General features: G+C 71.0%; 20 protein-coding genes. 11 read left to right on the top strand and 9 right to left on the bottom strand.

Annotated elements, in window-relative coordinates; genetic code table 11:
* Window positions 1-14 precede the first annotated feature (14 nt).
* On the top strand, window positions 15-659 hold the full coding sequence (locus JKJ07_RS26210; RefSeq protein WP_202994418.1) for an endonuclease VII domain-containing protein: 645 nt from the start codon (window positions 15-17) through the stop codon (window positions 657-659).
* 703 nt (window positions 660-1,362) lie between these two features.
* On the opposite strand, the gene JKJ07_RS26205 is transcribed toward JKJ07_RS26210, so the two are convergent.
* Window positions 1,363-3,909, bottom strand: a complete 2,547-nt coding sequence (locus JKJ07_RS26205) for an ATP-binding protein (protein ID WP_202994417.1) — start codon at window positions 3,907-3,909, stop codon at window positions 1,363-1,365.
* Window positions 3,910-4,068: 159 nt separating this feature from the next.
* On the opposite strand from JKJ07_RS26205, the gene JKJ07_RS26200 reads away from it, so the two are divergent.
* On the top strand, window positions 4,069-5,028 hold the full coding sequence (locus tag JKJ07_RS26200) for a hypothetical protein (RefSeq protein ID WP_202994416.1): 960 nt from the start codon (window positions 4,069-4,071) through the stop codon (window positions 5,026-5,028).
* 65 nt (window positions 5,029-5,093) lie between these two features.
* Window positions 5,094-5,627: a histidine phosphatase family protein gene (locus tag JKJ07_RS26195; RefSeq protein WP_202994415.1), complete on the top strand. Its 534-nt coding sequence runs from the start codon at window positions 5,094-5,096 to the stop codon at window positions 5,625-5,627.
* A gap of 12 nt (window positions 5,628-5,639) precedes the next feature.
* On the opposite strand, the gene JKJ07_RS26190 is transcribed toward JKJ07_RS26195, so the two are convergent.
* The 5 genes from JKJ07_RS26190 to JKJ07_RS26170 all read right to left on the bottom strand — a co-directional run bounded on the left by JKJ07_RS26190 (window position 5,640) and on the right by JKJ07_RS26170 (window position 9,672).
* On the bottom strand, window positions 5,640-7,256 hold the full coding sequence (locus JKJ07_RS26190) for a GTP-binding protein (protein ID WP_202994414.1): 1,617 nt from the start codon (window positions 7,254-7,256) through the stop codon (window positions 5,640-5,642).
* Between the two features lie 78 nt (window positions 7,257-7,334).
* The gene (locus JKJ07_RS26185) at window positions 7,335-7,688 is read right to left on the bottom strand and encodes a DUF6204 family protein (RefSeq protein WP_202994413.1); all 354 of its coding nucleotides are present in this window, start codon (window positions 7,686-7,688) and stop codon (window positions 7,335-7,337) included.
* A 71-nt stretch (window positions 7,689-7,759) separates the two neighbouring features.
* Window positions 7,760-8,113, bottom strand: coding sequence for an alpha/beta fold hydrolase (locus JKJ07_RS50135; RefSeq protein WP_307834412.1), 354 nt, complete (start codon window positions 8,111-8,113; stop codon window positions 7,760-7,762).
* 192 nt (window positions 8,114-8,305) lie between these two features.
* Entirely contained in the window at window positions 8,306-8,854 is a 549-nt protein-coding gene (locus JKJ07_RS26175; protein WP_202994411.1) for a hypothetical protein, read from the bottom strand.
* Window positions 8,855-8,886: 32 nt separating this feature from the next.
* Window positions 8,887-9,672, bottom strand: coding sequence for a class I SAM-dependent methyltransferase (locus JKJ07_RS26170; RefSeq protein WP_202994410.1), 786 nt, complete (start codon window positions 9,670-9,672; stop codon window positions 8,887-8,889).
* An 87-nt stretch (window positions 9,673-9,759) separates the two neighbouring features.
* Here JKJ07_RS26170 and JKJ07_RS26165 point away from each other — a divergent pair, with 87 nt between their 5' ends.
* From JKJ07_RS26165 to JKJ07_RS26155, 3 genes are all read left to right on the top strand, one after another.
* Window positions 9,760-10,542, top strand: a complete 783-nt coding sequence (locus JKJ07_RS26165; protein ID WP_202994409.1) for a phosphotransferase family protein — start codon at window positions 9,760-9,762, stop codon at window positions 10,540-10,542.
* A gap of 788 nt (window positions 10,543-11,330) precedes the next feature.
* Window positions 11,331-12,122 (top strand): thioesterase family protein, encoded by a 792-nt coding sequence (locus JKJ07_RS26160; RefSeq protein ID WP_202994408.1) that lies wholly within the window; start codon window positions 11,331-11,333, stop codon window positions 12,120-12,122.
* 11 nt (window positions 12,123-12,133) lie between these two features.
* The gene (locus tag JKJ07_RS26155) at window positions 12,134-12,679 is read left to right on the top strand and encodes a GNAT family N-acetyltransferase (RefSeq protein WP_202994407.1); all 546 of its coding nucleotides are present in this window, start codon (window positions 12,134-12,136) and stop codon (window positions 12,677-12,679) included.
* Here the strand turns inward: JKJ07_RS26155 and JKJ07_RS26150 are convergent.
* Complete coding sequence (locus JKJ07_RS26150; protein ID WP_202994406.1) at window positions 12,666-13,424, bottom strand: class I SAM-dependent methyltransferase; 759 nt, start codon at window positions 13,422-13,424, stop codon at window positions 12,666-12,668. The genes JKJ07_RS26155 and JKJ07_RS26150 overlap by 14 nt on opposite strands.
* A 64-nt stretch (window positions 13,425-13,488) precedes the next feature.
* On the opposite strand from JKJ07_RS26150, the gene JKJ07_RS26145 reads away from it, so the two are divergent.
* The 5 genes from JKJ07_RS26145 to JKJ07_RS26125 all read left to right on the top strand — a co-directional run bounded on the left by JKJ07_RS26145 (window position 13,489) and on the right by JKJ07_RS26125 (window position 17,870).
* Entirely contained in the window at window positions 13,489-14,259 is a 771-nt protein-coding gene (locus JKJ07_RS26145; protein ID WP_202994405.1) for a hypothetical protein, read from the top strand.
* Window positions 14,260-14,333: 74 nt separating this feature from the next.
* The gene (locus JKJ07_RS26140) at window positions 14,334-14,747 is read left to right on the top strand and encodes a YciI family protein (protein WP_202994404.1); all 414 of its coding nucleotides are present in this window, start codon (window positions 14,334-14,336) and stop codon (window positions 14,745-14,747) included.
* Window positions 14,744-15,928 (top strand): RNA polymerase sigma factor, encoded by a 1,185-nt coding sequence (locus JKJ07_RS26135; protein ID WP_202994403.1) that lies wholly within the window; start codon window positions 14,744-14,746, stop codon window positions 15,926-15,928. The genes JKJ07_RS26140 and JKJ07_RS26135 overlap by 4 nt, the downstream gene beginning before the upstream one ends.
* 70 nt (window positions 15,929-15,998) lie before the next feature.
* Window positions 15,999-17,009, top strand: a complete 1,011-nt coding sequence (locus JKJ07_RS26130) for a MerR family transcriptional regulator (protein ID WP_202994402.1) — start codon at window positions 15,999-16,001, stop codon at window positions 17,007-17,009.
* Window positions 17,010-17,066: 57 nt separating this feature from the next.
* Window positions 17,067-17,870, top strand: a complete 804-nt coding sequence (locus JKJ07_RS26125) for a dihydrodipicolinate synthase family protein (protein ID WP_202994401.1) — start codon at window positions 17,067-17,069, stop codon at window positions 17,868-17,870.
* A 701-nt stretch (window positions 17,871-18,571) separates the two neighbouring features.
* On the opposite strand, the gene JKJ07_RS26120 is transcribed toward JKJ07_RS26125, so the two are convergent.
* Window positions 18,572-19,114 (bottom strand): dihydrofolate reductase family protein, encoded by a 543-nt coding sequence (locus JKJ07_RS26120; RefSeq protein ID WP_202994400.1) that lies wholly within the window; start codon window positions 19,112-19,114, stop codon window positions 18,572-18,574.
* 30 nt (window positions 19,115-19,144) lie between these two features.
* Window positions 19,145-20,125, bottom strand: coding sequence for an RNA polymerase subunit sigma-70 (locus JKJ07_RS26115; protein ID WP_202994399.1), 981 nt, complete (start codon window positions 20,123-20,125; stop codon window positions 19,145-19,147).
* Window positions 20,126-20,132: the final 7 nt, after the last annotated feature.

The raw sequence follows: 20,132 nt of genomic DNA, 5'->3' as shown, positions 1-20,132 counted from the left end.
GCTAGCGTGACCCGATGAGATGCCCGCGCTGCGGCCATGACAGAACACCCGAGCAGTTCGTGTCCGCCGCGGGCCGGGCCACCCAGTCGTGCGGGGTGTGCCGGGAGCGCAGCCGCCTGACCAATCGCCGCCGCCGCGACGGCCTGGGCGCGGACGGGCGGCGGGCCGACAACCTGCGCCAGAAGTACGGCCTCACGCCGGCAGAGTACGACGCCCTGCGGACCGCCCAGGATTATCGGTGTGCCGTCTGCCGCGTCCACGAGAGCGACCTCAAGGTGGTGGCCGTGGGCCGTCCCCGCGCCGACGGCAGCCCCGCCACGGAAGCGTTCCGCCTGGTGGTCGACCACTGCCACACCGCGGGCCAGGTGCGGGGCCTGCTGCGTGCCGCCTGCAACGCCCTGATCGGACACGCCCGCGACTCCCCGGAGGTCCTGCACGCGGCGGCGGACTACGTGAGCCGCTTTCAGACGGCGCCCCCGAGCCGCCGGGCGGCGCTGACCCGCCTGCGCATCCTCGACTCGCAGCAGCCGGGACGCCCCGCGCAGACCGTCCGATTCCGCGGCGCCGTCACGGTTCTCATCGACGGCTACGAGATCCACATCCCGGAGGGCGCCGCGCGGACGGTGGTCTCACCCACTGGCATTTTCGAGCTGCTATGACTGGCTTTCGATCTAGCCATCGCCTAGATGCACCATAGCAGTGATTATGATGTAGCCGCGTTCGAGCCTGATCGGACATTAGTGGATTGCCGGTATTAATAATCCAGTAATTACGGGATGGCGTCCTCCGCACGGGAATGGCGGATAAGCGGCTGGCCTGCCGCGCAAGAAGTTTGTGAGTACTCACTTCAGCTCTGCGGAGGCGCCGGCCGCGCGGGCTATTGCTCATCCAACCTGGGTTTGTAAGTACTCACTCAACACTGGGAGGTCGGCCACAGGAGGAAGCGGCTCGGGGCATCAGGCCGCGGCCGGCGCCGGGCTCGCAGCCGTCCAACCTGGTATGTGAGTACTCACTTAGCTGTGTCCCGCCGGCTGAGCGGGGAGCGGCGTGGGCCAGGGTCTGCGGTTTGTGAGTACTCACTCAGCTATGACGCGTCGGTTGAGCGGGAGCGGCGTAGGCCTCGGGCTGCGGCTTGTGAGTACTCACTTACCTATGGGGTGTCGGCTGAGAGAACGCGGCGCGGGGTTCGGCTTCGGCGATGTGTGAGCACACCGCGGCGGGGCGGATGTGGTCGCGTACGGGGAAGGTGTGGTCCTTGTAGGGTGCGGCCCGTGGTGGATCTGCTAGCCGTGCTCGAGCCGTGGATTGCCGGGCTGCTGCGCCCGGGCGGCCGATGACCGTACGGGTCGCGGAAGTGGAGGTTCAGCGGCGGCGCATCTTGCTGTCCAGGTAGGCCTTCGGCATGCCCAGGTCCGCATACAGCTGGGCCGCGGTGGTGAGGTGTTCCTCGGCGGCCTGCTCGTCGCCGAGGTCGTGGTGGGCGTGGCCGAGGCCGGCGTGGGCGCGGGCCTGCTGGTCGCGTTGGCCCAGGGCGACGGCGGTGGTCAGGGCGGTCGTGTGGTGCTCGACGGCCTCGCCGGGGCGGCCGGCGGCGCGGGTGGCCTCGCCGAGCCCGTTGCAGGCGTCGGCTTCGCCGTGCCGTTCGCCGATGTCGTCGAGGATCTGCAGGGATTGCCGATGCAGCGTGATGGCGTGTCCGGGGTCGCCCAGCCGGGTGTGCAGGCTGCCCAGGCTGTCCAGCGACGACGCCTCGCCGGTGCGGTTGCCGAGGTCGCGGTACAGCTTCAGGGCGAGTTCGACGTGGTCGGTCCGCCCTTCGACGTCGCCGAGGCTGTTGAGTGCGGCGGCCTGCCCGACGGGGTAGCCGAGGCGGCGGAACAGGGCCAGGGCCTGCCGCAGGCTCTCGGCGGCGGGGCCGGGCCGGTCCAGGTATTGGTCGACCACGCCCAGGGTGAGCAGCGACGCGGCTTCCCCGAACGCGTCGTCGGCCTGCCGGTAGAGCTCGAAGGCCTGCCGGACGTGCTGGGCGGCCTGCGGGTAGCGGCCCTGCCGCTGGTCGATGATGCCCAGGTTGGCCAGCGCGCGGGCCTGCCCGGCCGGGTCGCCGGCCTGCTGGTAGAGCTCGCCGGCCCGGCGTAGCTGCTCGGCGGCCGGGCCGGGCCGGCCCAGCTGCAGGTGGGCGACGCCGAGGCCGAGCCGCGCGCCGGCGTGGGCGGCCACGTCCCCCGTACGCTCGGCGCTCTGGCACGCCTGCTCGTGCAGGGTCAGCGCGGCGAACGGGTAGCCGCCGTTGAGGTAGCGATACAGGATGCCCGACAGCCGAGTCGTGTGCGACGGCCAGCCGTGTTCGGCGGCGTACCCGGCCACGGCCAGCAGCGCCGGGAGTTCGCTGTCGAGCCACGCGCTCGCCGCGGCGGGCTCCGCCAGTGCCGGGTTCGCCACGAACGGCGCCGCGACCCGGGGCCGGCGGGCCGCCTCGGCGCGGAACAGGGTGTCCATCGCGACGGCCGCGGTCGCCAGGTAGTGGTCGAACAGGCGGGTCAGCGCGGCCCGGCGTTCCGGTGGCGGGTCCTCGTCGACGGCCCGGCTGATGGCGTGGGCCCGGACGAGGTCGTGCAGGGTGTAGCGGGCCGGGCCGGGTTGCTGCAGCAGGTGGTCGCGGTGCAGCTGGTCGAGCAGGTCGGCCGCGCCGTCCAGGTCGTTGCCGGTGAGCGCCGAGACCGCGTACGCGTCCAGGTCGGGCCCGGGGTGCAGGGCGAACAGGCGCAGCGCCCGTTGCCGGTCGGCGGGCAGGTGCTTGTAGGACAGGTCGAGGGTGATCTCCACGCCGCTGTCGAGCCGGCGGTCGCGGTGCCGTTCGTCGAGCCGGTCGGCGTGGTCGGTCAGCGTCCACGTCGGCTTGGCACGGATGTGCCCGGCCACCAGTTCCAGGGCCAGGGGCAGGTAGCCGCAGCGGGCGGCGATCCGGGCCGCGGCCGACGGGTCGGGACCGGCCGGGGTGCTCGCGGCCGTACGGGCGAGCAGGTCGAGCGCGTCGCCGGCGCCGAACACGTCGACCACGATGTGCTCCGCGCCGGGCAGATCGGTCAGGCCGCGGCGGCTGGTGACCACGGTCAGGCTGCCCGGCGCGTGCGGCAGCAGCGGGAGGACCTGGGCGGCGTCGGCGGCGTTGTCCAGCACCACGAGCGTACGGGCGGTGGCGAGCCGTTCCCGCAGGAGCGCGGAACGGGCCGGTACGTCGTACGGGATGCTCTGACCGGGCACGCCGAGCTGGCGCAGGAACCCTTCGAGGGTGGCGCCGGGGTCGGCCGGGGGCAGGGCCGGGTCGGGGTGGAAACCGCGCAGGTCGACGTAGAGCACCGTGTCGAACGGCTCGCGGCCGGCGAGCAGATGCCCGGCGTGCACGGCGAGCTGGGTCTTGCCCACCCCGGCCATGCCCTCGATCGTCACCACGGCGGGCCCCGCCTGTTCGGCGGCCCGGACGATCCGGTCGAGCTCGGCGGTGCGGCCGGTGAACGAGGCAAGATCGCCGGGCAGCCGGCCCTGCACGCGGACCTGCGACGCGGCCTGGGTCTCGCCGCCGATCACCCGCAACGCCTGCCGCCACTGCTGCGCGTAGTCGGCGCCGGGGTGCAGCACCTCGACGACGGCGACGACGAGGTCGGCGTTCAACCGGCGCCGGCCCAGCTGGAAACAGTCGGCCACCGTGTTCTTGCGGGCCAGCTCGCCGGGCGGGCGGCCCGCCGCGGCCCATGCCTGGTTGAGCCGGGCGGTGATGGTCTCGTACGACGGGTCGCCGGCCCACACCTTCAGCGAGCGCAGCCGTTCGACGAGCGCGTCGAGCGTGCCCGCCTCCCCCGGATCCGGCAACACGGCAAAGGCATCGACGGGCTTCAACGCACGGGGCACGCGTCGAGACTAGCCATCGAAGATGAACGTTTTGACAACAGGCTGGGAAGCCGCGTATAGGACCGTCCGAGACCATCCGGATTCCGCCGGACGGGCCGGACGGTGATCGACAGTCGTCGCAACCCCGACATGCGGGATGATCGACGAAGGGATCTCAGGATGAGGAAACTCGTTCAGCCAGGTGCGCGGGCGGCCACGATGGTCGCGCTGCTGTCCGCCACCATGCTGGCCGCGTTCGCCGCACCGTCCGCGGCCGGCGCCGCCGGCAACGACGCCGCGCGGGTCGGCACGGCGATCGACCGGGCCACCACGGCCCAGGCCGGCGCCGAGAAGACGCTGACCGCCACCGCCGAGTCGTTCAGCAGCACGGTGGGCGCGACGCAGGTGCAGGTGCCCCGGGCGGCGAACCGTCCGGTCACCATCACCGCGGGCGGCGCTCAGGTCGGGTTGGCGCTGCCGGCTGGGGGCAGCGCGGGCCGGGCCCAGCAGACCGGCACCGGCACGGTCGTCTACGCGAACAGCCGGTCGGCGGCCGACGTGGCCGTGCAGACCCTGACCGACGGAGCCGTACGGGCCCTGGTCACCATCGCCGACAGCAGCGCGCCCGCCGAATACCGGTTCCCGTTGACCCTGCCCGCCCGCACCCACCTGGCCGCGAACCCCGACGGGTCCCTCGACATCACCGACGGCACCCTCGTCTACGGCAAGGTCGCGGCCCCGTGGGCGACCGACGCCACCGGCGCGGCGGTGCCCACCTCGTACCGGCTCGAGGGCGACACGATCGTGCAGACCGTCGCGCACGGCAAGGCCACCGCGTACCCCGTGGTCGCCGACCCGAGCATCTCGTTCGGCCTGTTCGTCTACGTCCGGTTCAGCAAGGCCGAGATCCAGCGCATGCCGGCCTGGGCCTTCACCGCGGGCGCGGTCGGGTTCGCCGACTACGCCTGCAACCTCATCCCCAACCCGATCTACAAGTCGGCCTGCAAGGGCGCGGCGGCCGGCTACATCACCGGCTTCTACAACACGTTCCGCTCGGCCCGCAGCGCCAAGCAGTGCTTGGAACTGAAGTACAACTACGCCCCGCAGCTGCTCGTGGGGTACCGCCGCTACAACTGCTAGCCGTACCACCCCGATGCCCCCGGTCGCTTCAGCCGCGACCGGGGGCATCGGGCTAGGCTGACCCGATGCCGACCACGATCGTTTTCGAGACGCATTCGTGGAGCGAGGACAACGATCGTGGCATCGCCACAGGCTGGCGGCACGGCCGGCTGTCCGAGCGGGGACGGCACCTCGCGGCCGAGCTCGGCCGGCGGCGGCGCGACAACGGGATCACCGCGGTGTTCACGTCGGACCTGCGGCGAGCCGCCGAGACCGCCGAGATCGCGTTCACCGGCCACGACATCCCCGTCCTGCACGACTGGCGGCTCCGCGAATGCGACTACGGCTCGGCCAACGGCATGCCGGCCGCCGAACTGCACACGCACCGCGAGCGGCATCTCGACGAGCCGTACCCGGGCGGGGAGAGCTGGCGGCAGGCGGTCGAGCGGGCCGGGCGGTTCCTGACCGACGTCCCGGCCCGGTGGCAGGGCCGGCGCATCCTGGTCATCGGTCACGTCGCGACCCGCTGGGCACTGGACCACTTCCTCGACGGCGTCCCCCTCGAACAGCTGCTGACCGCCGACTTCGCCTGGCGTGAAGGCTGGGAGTATCACCTGTAGGGCGGCGGGCCCTCACCCGCCGGTACGCCTGACCACCCGCAGCAGATACTCCTTGCGGTCCAGCGGATTGTGGTCGGTGCGTGCCCGCGTCGGGAGCGGACCACCCCGTACGGGCTCGTAATGGTCGAACGCGCTCTCCAGCACACCCTCACCGCGGGTCAGGCCGGGCAGCCGCCGCTGGAAGTCGTGGACGCTGCCCGCCGGCAGGTGACCCTCCAGCAGCGGCGGGGTCGTGTTCAGCGGGATCCCGCCCAGCCGGGCCAGCACCGGCAGCACCTGCGGCAGCGTGTCGGCGGGCAGCTCGGCCCGGAACGCGTGCACCGGCTCCAGCACCGACGTCCCCGCCGCCCGCAACGCCGCCATCAGCACCAGCGGGGTGAGGCTGCGGAAGTCACCGGCCGTGCTGGACATGCTCTTGTCGAACACCGCGTGAGCGTGACTCTGCCGAGCCCAGTAACCGGACCGGGTCAGCGTCACGTGATAACCCGTCACCGGCCAGCCCCGCAAACCCTGCCGCAACGTCTCGTGCACGGTCTCCTCGACCGCCTTGAAGAACGCCGCCGGCATCGACCCCGGCTCCACCCCGAGACCGAACGTGCCCGCACCCGGCTCCACCCGCAGACCCACCGTGGCCAGGAACGGGTTCGGCGCCACCCCGATCACCTCGAACGCCTCCCCGCACCCGGCCGGGCGTTCCACACACACCGTGACCGTCGGCCGGAACACCACCTCGAGCCCGTACTGCTCGGCCAGCGTCGCCTGGATGACCTCCTTCTGCACCTCGCCGTAGAGCGACACGTGCAGCTCGTGACGGGCCTCGTCCTGACGCAACGCGATCAGCGGATCCTGCTCGGCCAGCTCCGTGAGCGCGGCATGCAACGCCCCGCGCTGCTGCGGCCGGGCCGCGACCACCGCGGTCTCCAGGCTGGGCGGGGCGAACTGCGCCTGGTGCGCCTTCCCACCCCGTACGCCGTCACCAATTTTGATCTTGGAAAGCCCGCGCACCCGGCCGATCTCACCCGCCCGCAGCACCGGCCGGACCACCGTGCCACCACCGTCGAACACCTCGACCCCGGTCACCCGCTCCCCGGCCACGACGTCACGCACCCGCAGCTCACCGGCGAACATCCGCACATACGCCAGCCTCTCCCCACCCGGCCCGCGCTCCACCTTGAAAACCGTGCCCCCGTCGCGGGTCTCCGGCGCCGGCCGCAGCGCGGTGATCCCGGAGATCAGGTCGTCGACGCCGGCACCGGTGATCGCCGACCCGAAATAGACCGGATGCACCCGGCCACGCACCTGAGGCGGGCGCGGCTCACGCTCGGCCACCAGTGCCCGCAGCACCGCGTCGTCGAGCACCCCCAGCACCCGCTCCACCTCGGCGATGAAATCCGGGTGACCGGGCGTATCGATCAGATTGACCGTCATGCCGCGCAACCGCAACGACACCACAGCCGACTTGATGGTGATCCCCCGGCGACGTTCCAGCTCGAGAGAATCCGTACGGGTGGAACCGGCATCCACACTGCCGAGCGTGTCGGTGACACCGGCCGCGAGCAGCAGACGCTCGGTCAGGCTGGTCTTACCGGCGTCGACATGCGCCACAATTCCGAGGTTGAGCAAAGCCATGCATTCGGTCCTTCGACAAAAGACGGAAGTCGGTCGTCAAAAACACGAATGCAGCTCGCATGCTCGATATCGCCTCGATCAGCTGTTCCGGGACGCCTCACGGCGGCCCCGCTTGCCCAACGGCACCTCGGCCATGTCGACCGCCTGCACCGTCACGTTCTTGATCGGATAACCGTGCCCGGCCATCCACTCCTCGGCCTTGATCTGCGCCCGCACCGCCGCCTGCGGCACCTCATCGGCCCCGGCCACCTCCTCGGCGAACCGGAACGTGAAGAACGGCCGCGCCGGCAAGTCATAGGCCAGATAACCCTCGGCCGTGTACTGCGTGTTCATGAAATCGTGCTCAGCCGACACCGCCACCAACGCGGCCACCTGCTCCGCGCTGAGACCGTCGAAACTGCCACGCACCGTGACCCGCACAGCCCGACCCATGACCAACCAACCCTTCGCCGCACCGATGCCGACGGCCAGTATCAACCCCGGCCCGCCCCCGCGAAACCGGATTACGGCCAGCCGATCTCGTCGAGGAACTCGTCGATCGCCACCACCACCCGCGCCAGCACCGCGATCGTGTCCGTCAACGGCCCCGGCACGAACATCCCATGATCCGCCGCCGGCACCTCCACCACATAAGGCGACAACCGCCGCGCCAACGCCCGATCCCAGAACTTGTCGGCCGTGCCACCCACCAGCAGAAACGGCGCCGTCGCCCGCTCCAGCGCCGCCGGCACCCACGGCACCGACAAGATCGGCGTCAACCACACCGCCGGCAAACTGCGCTCCGCCGCCAGCCCCGCCGCGAAACTGCCCAGCGACTTGCCGATCAGCAACGGCTGACCGGCCAGACCGTCGAGCACCGGCCGCACCTCGTCACACACCCACGACTCCACCACCGGCTCGAACAACTCCGGCGGCCGCGGCGCCGTCCAATCGTGACGGTGCACTGACGCACCCCGGAACGCCGGCACATCCCCCGCATACTCCAGCAGACCCGCGGCACTGCCGTTCCTGCTCCCCGGAATCACCAAAGCATCCGCCATGCGCAGACGCTAACCGGGCGCGAACCGGAATGCGATGCCCCGCGGATCGGCAACCTCCACCAACCCCGCCGGATCGACGAACTCCCCCAGCCGGGCCAGCGCCGCCCCCGCCGACGACACCTCGCTGAGCTGCACCGTGATGCCCGAGAAGACCAGCCACGACTCGACCGTGAACTCCTCCGGCCCCAATCCGTCAAGATCACCCGACAGGGTGGCCACCACCCGCACCCGCGCACCCCGCTGCTCGGCCACCCGCACCACCACCCGGTCGTACCGGAAATGACCACGGAACCGCACCGAAGCCTCCGCCGGCTCCGCGAACGAGTCGCTCACCACCTCGAGCCCCGCCACCGCCCGCCAATCCGACACCGCGAGCGGCAACCAATCCAGATCGAGCACCACCGGCTCACCCTCGACCGGCGCCAACGGCACCACACACGTCCACGTCAACGCCGAAGGCAGCCCCACCACCGGATTGTCGAACAGCAACCCGGACCAGGCACCGTCCTCACCAGCGATCAGCGCGCGGGCCTCCAGCCCACCCTTGTCGTCAGCCACGGCCGGGAGTTTGCCACAGCCCCCCGACACTTTCAGCGCACCGCCACCGTCAACACATGACTGCTCGCCCCCAGCAGACTCGGCTCCTCCTCCACCTCCCGCAACATCTCCAGCAGCAGCGCAGGCTCCTGAAGAAAACCGTCGAGCGCCGCCCCGCTCATCCACAGCGGACTCTCCACCGACACCAGCCGCCGCAACGACAACCCCGCCTCGGCCACCTCACCCACCGTCTCGTCCGGCCGATGAAAATACGCACTCGTGAACCACCGCGGCACCCCACCCGGATTCTCGTGCCGCCCCTGCGCCAAATCCTGCTCCACGATCGGCCGGAACGCCGGATCCCGGAAGAAACCCTTCACGAAACCGTCGAACAACGACGCGAACCGGCTGATCGTCGCCGCCACCACCAACCCACCCGGACGCACCACCCGCGCCGCGTCCCGCCACGCCGTCACCCGATCCACCCGCTCCTGCAAGTGATAAAGCGGACCGAACAACAACACGACATCCGCACTCGCATCCGCCGCCGGCAACGCCCGCGCATCACCCAGCACAGCCTCGACCCCGTCGAGCGAACCCGCCGCCGCCACATGCTCCGGCACCGGATCAACCACCGTCACCCGATAACCCGCCTCCGCCAACGACTTCGCATAAACCCCCGTCGCCCCACCCACATCAAGCACGACCGCGGGCGCCGGCGGCAAACTCCGCACCAGCACATCCCACGTCCGCAAGAACTCGAGCCGCCCGGTCCCGGCCGACAACCGATCCCGCTCGCCGCCCCGCAGGTAATAATCCAGAATCTCCCTCTGCAGCATGGCGTCGATGTTCCGTTCCCGGTCCGGCGCCCGACAACCCATTTCCCGTACGGGGGTCAGCCGCACATGCTCGAGCTAGGACAAGGCATGGAAGGCATCGTCCACGCCATCGACCACCAGCGGGTCGCCAAGAAATGGCATCACGCCCGGCGGCCTGAACTGGAACGCCTGGCCCGCTTCTACGACGAGCTCGGCACCAAGGACTTCACGTTCGCCGTGCCCGCCATTCTCGACATCACCGAGGAGGACGGGAAATACGTCACCGTCGAACGGCGGCTGCACGGCACACCCGGCGTGGCCGGGCCCGACACGATGGTCGACATCGTCGCCGAACTGGCCGACTCGGGGCCGCTGCCGTTTGCCCGGACGCTGGCAGTGCCGTTCTCTCCGGGCGAAGACTTTCCCGATGCCCTGGGGCGGCTCGCGACCGACCGAGTGACGCCGGTGCTGCACGCGGCGGTCGAGAACCTTGACGGGAAGGTCGAGGCGCTGCGACGGCGTCTGCACGAGGTCGACACCGGCCGCCGGGCGGTCATTCATGGCGACCTGATTGCGGGAAACGTCTTGGGGCGGGCTGTGGCCGTCCTCGACTGGGGCTTCCTCACCACCGAAGGCGACCCGGCATTCGAGGCGGCTATTACGGCGGCGATCTTCGACATGTACGGGCCGGCGGCTCTCGATACGGAGCTGGAACTGCTCGCCCGCATGGAAACGCGGCTCGGGTACGACCACACGACGCTGCTCGTGTATCGGGCCGCCTACTCGATCTTCACGGCTACGGCTTACGACCCGACGGGGCGGGACGGGCATTTTGCCTGGTGCGCGGCCGCCCTCAACCGAGACGACGTGACCCAAGCTCTTTTGTTCTAGTCGGGGTGAGGGCGGCCTGCAGGGTCGCTCTTCCTGTATGTCCTTGATCTCTGCGTGTAAGGCATCCTAGGAAGATAGGATGTTACGGTGAGTCAGGCGCGGCTGCCAATCGGCGCTGGCTGACCGTTCGCGGTGACCTACCTGCGGGGTGACACACGTGGGTCATACGGCGATGTCAAGCGTCGCCGCGTGGTCCTCGCCCGGCACGGGACCCGCACCGGGCGCATTACCACAGACGACGGGCCACACGAGGTGACGAACAACGCCCGTGGACAACGCCTTTCGAGGCTTGCGCGCGGCGTAAATTCACCCCATCTCCCGTGGTGGGCGGGGGAGGCGGTGGCCGTACAGGCGATCTTGAGAAACCGTCAGCTGTGGCCATGATCAAGTGGGGTGCGGTGGACATGGTGGCCCTGGTGCTCGTGGGTGGCTGCGCTCAGCAACAGGGTCTAGGGGCCGTCCCCGGGGGCTGCGAACCAACCACCGTCCAGTGGTCCGAACCCCGGACTGACGTCCAGCTCACCAAGGTCCGGCTCTTCGCTCGGAACGGGCAGGCGGGCGAACTCGAGCTCGATCAGCCGTTCACGGTTGAGGCCGCCTTCGAGGTGCCCTGCTCCCCCGCCGTACGGGGCAGCTTTCGCACCTGGACCGAGTCAGTGGCCGGCGGGGTGAGCTGCGCCGACGACAGAACGGATCGGGACGCCCGGCATGAGAAAGCCGCCAAGTGTGCCGAACCCGTCAACCGGAATCGCTTTGTTCCCAGGCCCTCCTGAGGCACCGTGAAGCGCATGAAGACCTTCAAGGAGGCGACCACGGTGGTCGCCGCGGACGGGGCCCTGGAGGCCGACCTCGACGCCGCCTGGGCGATCGGGGACAAGCTGCACGGCGGCTACCTGATGGCGATCCTCGGGCGCGCCGTGGCCACCGAGGCCGAGCTGCCGCACCTGGTGTCGATGACCACCACGTTCCTGCGCCCGCCGGCGCCCGGCCCGGCCCGGGTCACGGTCGACCTGCTGCGCGCCGGTCGCACCGCGGGGCAATATCGGGCCCGGCTCGAGCAGGACGGGCAGCCGTGCGCGGAGGCGCTGGTCACCCAGGGCGTGCTCGACTCGTCGGCGCCCTGGTGGGGCCGGGCCAAGCCACCCGCGTTGCCGGCCGAGGACGAGTGTTTCCGGCTGCCGGCGGAGGCCCCGGGCTCGCCGTTCCCCGTCCCCCTGCTCGACCTGGTGGAGCACCGGCTCGACCCGGCCGTGCTGGGGTTCGCCATGGGGCAGCCCTCGCAGGACGGGCAGAGCGCCGGCTGGCTGCGGTTCGCCGACGGCGCCGACTGGGATCCGCTGAGCCTGCTGATCGCGACCGACCCCGCTCCCCCGATCTCGCTCACCCTGGGCCTGACCGGCTGGGCGCCGACGCTGAGCCTGACCGCGTACGTGCGCCGTCTGCCCGCCCCGGGCCCGCTGCGCTTCACCATGCGGTCCAACGAGATCACCTCCAGCCGGATGGACGAGATCGTCGAGGTGTGGGACTCGGCCGACACGCTGGTGGCCCAGGCGACCCAACTAGCCGCCGTACGTGTCTAGGCTGTGACTCTGTGATCACTGTTGCCCGCCCCGAGGATCGCAAGGCCGTCGTCGACGCGCTGGTGGTCGCGTTCGAGCAGGATCCCGTGCTGCGCTACCTGTTCCCGGACGACGAAACGTACCCGCGGTACGCGGCGGCCTTCTTCGGCGTCTGTTTCGACAAGCGCGTGCACCAGCGCACCGTCTGGACGATCCACGACGGGGCGGCCACCGCGATGTGGGAGCCCCCGCAGGTCGAGCACCCCGACGACAACCTGGCCGGCGAGTTCCCCGAGGACGTGCTGAAGCGGGTCCGCGCGTACGACGAGGCCGTGCACGCCGCCCTGCCGAAGGAGCCGTTCTGGTATCTCGGCGTGCTCGGCACCCACCCGGACTTCGCGGGGCGGCGCTGGGCGCAGGCGGTCATGCACGCGGGTCTCGACCGGGCCGAGGCCGACGGGCTGCCGGCGATCCTCGAGACCAGCAAGCCGGCCAACGTCGAGTTCTACCGCAAGGCGGGCTGGCGGGTCGTCAACGAGATCGCCGACCCGCTGCCCGTCTGGGTCATGCGGCGCTGAGCAACCAGATCCGCGGGCTGAGCTTGCCCAGCATCCGATACACGTGCCACAGCGCGTCCCCCAAAGCGATCCCGTACGTGGCCCGCCCGAGCCGTTCCTGGTAAAGCGCGGGGGCGCGCAGCAGCCGGGCGGCGTGCATCAGGTGCCGACCGGCCACCGCCTCCCCCGCGTGCTCGCCCCACTGGCTGCCCGGTTCCAGGCATTCGTCGACGCGCAGGCCCGCGGCCGCGATCGCCGCCGCCGTACGGGAGACCGACGCGTTGGCGGGCACCACCCCCATGGCCGCGAACAGCGAGGACGCCTCGAACGGCGCCAGCGACGGGGTCGCGTACATCTGATAGACCAGGGCCCGCCCGCCGGGACGCAGCACCCGCCGGAACTCGGCGTAGGCCTCGTCGAGGTCCGGCTCGTGCACCAGCACGTCACGGCACCACACGAGGTCGGCCACCGCGGAGGCGACCGGCAGCCGCGAGGCCAGGCCGACGGCGTACCGGCCGGGGTGGGTGAAGGCGGGCACCGGGTCGATGCCGAGCACGTCGAAGCGGGCGCCCAGCCGGACGGTATGGGATCCGTCACCACAGCCCACGTCGAGCACCCGCGCACCGGTCGGCAACTCCATCGCTGTGACCAGGTCATACAGCTGGTCGGGGCCGTTCGTGGGCAGGCTCTCGCCGATCACGGACTGCACCGACTCCTCCACCCGTGGGTAGTCGTCGTAGAAGAAGCGCAGGTCGAAGGGGTCCACGGGTCCTCACCGGATCGCGAGATCGTTTAGGGTTTCCGGGCTGCACCGCACAACGGGGGTCATTGTGAAGCGCTACGCACCGGTTCTGCTCGTCGTCACCGCCCTGCTGGCCGGCTGTGCCCCCACCGTGGGCTTCCGCGCCGCCGGCGCCGGTGTGCCGGAAACCGCCACTCCGAAGGCCGGCGAGACGACGGAGGAGAAGGACACAGCGGCGATCGACACGTTCAAGGCTGCCCTGCGCAAGACCCACGGCGCCACCTATAAATTCAGCGTGAGCAGCGACCTGCCCGACAAGGCCCGGGTCACCGGCACCGGCGCGTTCGACCGGGCCGGCAAGAAGCTGCAGACCAGCCTGAAATACACCGGCGGCGTCAACCCGCACACGACCCAGTCGGTCGTGCTCGGCAACGACCTCTATCAGAAGCAGCCCGGCGACAGCCGCTGGGTGCACCTGAACATGGCCAGGCTCAAGAAGTTCAAGTCCATGAAGGTCAGCCTGGCCGACCCGGTCGGGCTGGCCGCGTTCAGCGGCGCGATCAAGACGGTGCGCCAGACCGCGCCGAACAGGTGGGCCGGCACGTTCGACCCCAACCCGGCCGACACCGACGAGTTCCTGCCTTTGGGCGCGCCCAGCATCATCGTGTTCAGCATCCTCGGCCCGGACGCCGAGTTCAGCGCGACCACCGACGCCAACGGCTGGGTCACGGTCATCAACGCCAAGGTCACCGCGGACGAGACGGTCAAGATGACCACCAAGTTCACCGGCCACGGCCAGTCCGCGGGCATCAAAAAGCCTTCCCGTACGGGCGAGGCCGCGGATTTCTACTACGAATGACCCGGATCCTGTCCGGATCGGCCGGGCGGCTCCGTTCGAAGAGTGAACTGACCGGACGAGGACTGGAGCCGACCGTGCCGAAGTACATCCTGATCGTCGACCACCGCCCCGGTGTCGTGACGACCCCCATGGACGAGTGGAAGCCCGACGACATCAAGGCCCACATGGACTATTACGGGGCGCTGCAGCGGGAGTTGCTCGACAGCGGCGAGCTCGTCGATCAGCAAGCGCTGACCGGACCCGAATTCGCCAAGGAGGTCACCAGCGACGGCGGCCCGCCCGTGGTCACCGACGGCGTGTTCCCCGAGTCGAAGGAGTTCCTGGCCGGCTTCCAGATCGTCGAGGTCGCCGACGAGCGGCGGGCCTTCGAGATCGCGGCCCGGGTGTCGGCCGTGCCCGGCCCCGGCGGGGTGCCGTTGCAGCAGCCCATCGGCGTACGCCGGGTGATGGACGCCGCCGACTTCGAGCGGCTGCACCCCGAGCTGTGAGCCCCGACGACCTGCTCCGGACGCTCGCGCCGCAGGTCGTGGGGGTGCTCACGCGCCGGTTCGGCGACTTCGAGGCGGCCGAGGACGCCGTGCAGGAGGCGCTGATCGCCGCGCACACCCACTGGACGGCCGGCGGTGTGCCGGAGCAGCCCCGCGGCTGGCTGATCCGGACGGCGTCGCGCAAGCTGCTCGACCAGGTGCGCGGCGATCAGGCCCGGCGGCGGCGCGAGATCCAGGCCGCGCTGCGCGAGCCGGGCGGTGCGGCGTACGACCGTGACGACACGCTCGACGTGCTGCTCCTGTGCTGCCATCCGGCGCTGGACGACGCGGCGGCGATCGCGCTGACCCTGCGCGCGGTGGGCGGCCTGACCACGGCCGAGATCGCCCGCGCGTTCCTGGTGTCCGAGCCGGCCATGGCCCGCCGGATCAGCCGGGCCAAGCAACGCATCCGCGGCATGCCGTTCGATTCGTCTTTCACAAAGGCGGCCCTGCGCGTCCTCTACCTGATCTTCAACGAGGGCTATGCGAGCAGCGGCGACGCGGTGCACCGGGTCGAGCTGTCGGCCGAGGCGATCCGGCTCACCCGGATGGTGCTCGCCCGGCTGCCCGAGGACCCCGAGGTGGCCGGCCTGCTGGCCCTGATGCTGCTCACCGACGCCCGGCGGCCCGCCCGTACGGGATCATCAGGCGAGCTGGTGCCGCTGGCCGAACAGGACCGCACGCGCTGGGACGACGAGCTGATCAAGGAGGGCACGACGATCCTCGACGCGGCGTTCCGGCGCGGACAGGTCGGCGAATATCAGCTGCAGGCGGCGATCGCGGCGCTGCACGACCGGGCCGCCTCGGTCGCCGCGACGGACTGGCCACAGATCCAGGCCCTGTACGGGATCCTCGAACGCGTCACCGACAGCCCGGTGGTCGCGCTGAACCGGGCGATCGCGGTCGCCATGGTGGACGGGCCGGCGGCCGGGCTGACGCTGGTCGACGCCGTGGAGCTGCGGCTGCCGGGGCACCACCGCGTTGCGGCCACCCGCGCGCACCTGCTCGAGCTGGCGGGCGACCACGCCGGGGCGGCCGAGCAATACAAGCGGGCCGCCGCGGCAACGACCAGCGAGCCGGAGCAGCGCTATCTGACCTTGCGGGCGGCGCGGCTGCACGACCGTACGGGGAACCGGGCTTGACCTTGACCTTGGGGGAAGGCCCAGCGTGGGTCGTGCCGGTCGCCGTGACCGGCACGAGGAGGATGTCGCTGTGGGGCTGCTGACCATCGGGGCGTTCGCGCGGGCGGCCGGGCTGACGGCCAAGGCGCTGCGGCTCTATGACGAGTCGGGGCTGCTGACGCCGGCCGCCGTGGACGCCGAGTCGGGCTACCGGTATTACGACGAGACGCAGCTGCCGCACGCCCGGCTGGTGGGGCGGCTGCGCGGGATCGGGATGCCGCTGGCCGAGATCCGGTCGATCTGCGCGCTGCCCCCGGAGTCGGCGGCGGCCGCTGTGACCGACTATTGGCAGCGGGTCCGCGCGGACACGGCGGCCCGGGCCCGGTTGACGTCCGACCTCGTTCAGCACCTGTCCGGAAGGGACACGAGCATGAACGACTTCCGTTTCGCGGCGGCCACCGACCCCGGCACCGCCCGCGACAGCAACGAGGACCGGGCTTATGCGGACGCCGGGCTGGCCGCCGTGGCCGACGGCACCCGTGGCCCGTACGGCGGGCAGGCGGCTGCGGCGGCCATCGACGCGCTGCGGGGTCTGACCGACGCCGCCCTCGGCGACGTCGCGGAGGCGCTCGGTGCCGCCGACCGGACGATTCGGGGCCTGTCGGGCGCGGTGACGACGCTGACCGCGCTGGTGCGGCACGAGACCCGGCTGATCCTCGTGCACATCGGCGACACGCGGGCCTACCTGCTCCGCAACGGCGAGTTGTCCCTGCTCACGCAGGATCACACGTGGGTGCAGAGGCAGGTCGACCAGGGCAAGCTGGACTCGGCCGACGCCGCCTCGCATCCCGAGCGGGCATTGCTCGTACGGGCTCTGGGCTGGGGTTCCGGCGTGGAGGCCGACCTGGCCCTGCGCACCGTGCTGCCCGGCGATCGGTATCTGTTCTGCTCCGACGGCTTGCACACGACGGTGCCACGCTCGGCCCTGCAGGCGGCGCTTGCTGGCGATCCTCAGGAGGCCGTCGACCAGCTCATCGCCGCCGCCCGTTCGGCGGGCGCCACCGACAACCTGGCCTGCGCGGCATACTTCAGCATCGCTTAACGGTCGCCCAGTAAAATTAAATAGACCTTACCCGTACGCGCTGAGACCGTGACCGTCATGACTCTCAGTGGCCTCTACGTCCCGTTGATCACCCCGTTCGCGCCCGGCGGTTCCGTCGACCTGGCCGCCCTCGAACAACTGGCCCACGACGTGCTCGACGCCGGCGCGACGGGGCTGGTCGCTCTGGGCACGACCGGCGAACCGTCCTCGCTTACCGAAACCGAGCGGTCATCGGTGCTCGACGTGCTCACAAAGGTCTCGGCCTCGCTCATTGTGGGCGGCCCCACGGTCCCCGACTCGGCCACCGCCGCGCTCACCCTGGTGCCGCCGTTCGTCCGACCGGGCGAGGACGGCGTGGTCGCCTACCTGACCTCGGTCGCCGCGCGCAGCCCGGTGCCGCTGATCGTCTACCACGTCCCGTATCGGACGGCGCAGCCCCTGTCCGTCGACGCCCTGCACCGGATCGCGGCCATCGACGGGGTCGCCGGCATCAAACTGGCCACGGGCAGCATCGACGCCGACGTGATCGCGCTGATGGCCGCACCACCACCCCACTTCGCGATCCTGGGCGGCGACGACGTCGTCATCTCCCCGCTGCTGGCCCTGGGCGCCCACGGCGCGATCCTCGCCTCGGCCCACATCGAAACCCAGTCGTACGCCACCCTGGTCGGCTCGTGGGAGCCCACCCTGGGGCATCGGCTGTCCCGGCTGTCGGCGGCCCTGTTCGCCGAGCCCAACCCGGCCGTCATCAAGGCCGTCCTGCACGCCCAGTGCCGCATCCCCACCCCGGACGTCCGCCTGCCGTTGCTGCCGGCGTCCAAGGAATCGCTGGTGGTCGCGCTGGAAACGGTGTCCGCCTGACGCGGCGACCAGCTCGCCCGCCGACCCGGCAAAGGCAGTCAGGACGGATCGCTTCACCGAACGCACCGGTCTCCGCCACTCAATACTGCTGCTTAGCGACGCTCTGACCAGTCTGCTTCGATGACCAGCAAACTACTACCTAGATCAACTAGCCAACAGGACCCGCCCTCCACCGGGGGCCGCCACCTCAGCCATTTTACGGAGCTGGGCTGATCTTCGCGGGGGCGCTTGTGGACAACCGGCAACTGTGGACAACGCCCTGAGCCGCCGAGGATCTGCTATGAGCGCGGCACAGACGACTACCGCGCACGCCGGCCACGACAACGCGATTCGCCGCGCTGCGGGGGCCAGACGTGGTGTAGTCGAAGCGCGGGAGAGCCGCCGCTTCCTGCGGACGCGATGCCAGACCGTCACGGCCGGGCGGGCCACGGCTTGCGGACGCGTCACCAAACCGTCCCCGGCGGGCGGGCCTCGGCTTGTGGACGCGACACCAGAACCGTCACGGCCCGGCGGGCCACAGCCTGCGGACCCGACACCAGAACCGTCACGGCCCGGCGGGCCACAGCCTGCGGACCCGACACCAGAACCGTCACGGCCCGGCGGGCGACTGCTTGCGGGCGCGATACCAGACCGTCACGGCCGGGCGAGGCGGGCCGACCGGCAGCTGTTGAGAGTCGGCCCGCCCAGTGCTGTTTCGCCGGCTACTTGCGGACGCGGTACCAGATCGTCGGCGTCGGGCCCGGCGTGGAGGAGATCTCTTCCAGGCCGGCGAACGTGCCGCCCGGGTGGCGGAACAGTGGGGTGCCGTCGCCCAGCAGGACCGGGGCGATGAAGACCAGGATCTCGTCGAGCAGGCCGGCGGCAAGGCACTGGGCGGCCACGTCGGCGCCGAGGACGTTGGCGTAGCGGTCGCCTGCGGCGGCGAGGGCCGCGTCCACACCCGTGCGGAGGTCGGTCACGAAGGTGTAGCCGGGGACGGGCGCGGCCGGCGGGTTGTGGGTGAGCACGAACTGCGGTCCCGACCACAGGCCGCCGAAGGCGCCCTCGGCTTCGGTGCCGGCGTTCGGGTCGTCGCCGCCGTAGGTGTTGGCGCCGATCAGCAGGGAGCCGACCTGTTGCCAGATGCCGTCGGCGACCTCGTGCGGGCCGGTGTCGGGGAGCTTGGTCATCCAGCTCATGTCGCCGCCGGGGCCGGTGATGAAGCCGTCGAGGGACATCGTCGCGGAGTACAGAAGTTTTGCCATGGTCATTGAGACGGTAGCGGGGCCGGAACCTCATCGGTCCAACGAGAGTGGGAGGCCGAAAACCTCGAACAGGGCCGGCGTGTGGAAGGCCGTGATCTCGGCGATCCGCCCGTCGACGACGCTCAGGACACCGATCCCGAAGCCCGCGTACGTGGTCTCGCCGGGCTGCCGCACGTAGGTGGCCGCGGCCAGCTGACCGTTGGCGGCGGTTTCGACGACCCGGAACTCGCCCACATAGTCGGGGCCGGTGGCGTCCCAGCTGAGCGACAGGGCCTCGAGCACCGCCGTGCGGCCGAGGAACCATTCCGCGTACGGGGGCATGGTGGTCCGCACCTCCGCGGCGAGCAGCTCGGCCATCGTGTCGAGGTCGCCGCGTTCGACGGCGGTCATGTAGCGCCGCAGCAGCCGCCGGTCGTCGTCGCTGGGCGGCCGCACCGGTTTCCAGTCGAGGCGGCCGGGCGGCAGGTGCGTGCGCAGGGTGGCCCGGGCCCGCTGCAGCGCGCTGTTGATCGACGCGTTCGTGCCGTCGAGCACCTCGGCGACTTCGCGGGCGGGGCGGCCGAGCACGTCGTGCAGGATGACGGCCGCGCGCTGCCGGGGCGGGAGGTGCTGGATCGCGGCCAGGAAGGCCAGCTCGAGCGTCTCCTTGGTGATCGCCGCCGCGTCGGGTTCCTGGTCGCGCGGGGCGACCCACAGGTCGTCCGGGAAGGGCTGCAGCCAGGCCACCTCGCCCGGGACCGCCCGCGTCTCGTGGAAGCGCGCGGGCGGCCCGACGTGGTGGGGCAGCACTCGGCGGGCCCGGCCGTCGAGGTGGTCGAGGCAGGCGTTGGTGGCGATCCGGTAGAGCCACGCGCGCAGCGACGAGCGGCCCTGGAAGCCGTCGCGGCCGCGCCACGCCCGCAGGAACACCTCTTGCACGAGATCCTCGGCTTCCTCGTACGAGCCGAGCATGCGATAGCAGTGCACGCGCAGCTCGCCGCGGTAGCGTTCGGCGTCCTCGGCCAGGTCCACCCGGCGA

The organism is Paractinoplanes lichenicola (genome assembly GCF_016785085.1).
Classification (GTDB): domain Bacteria; phylum Actinomycetota; class Actinomycetes; order Mycobacteriales; family Micromonosporaceae; genus Actinoplanes; species Actinoplanes lichenicola.
This window is presented reverse-complemented; position numbering and strand designations above follow the sequence as displayed.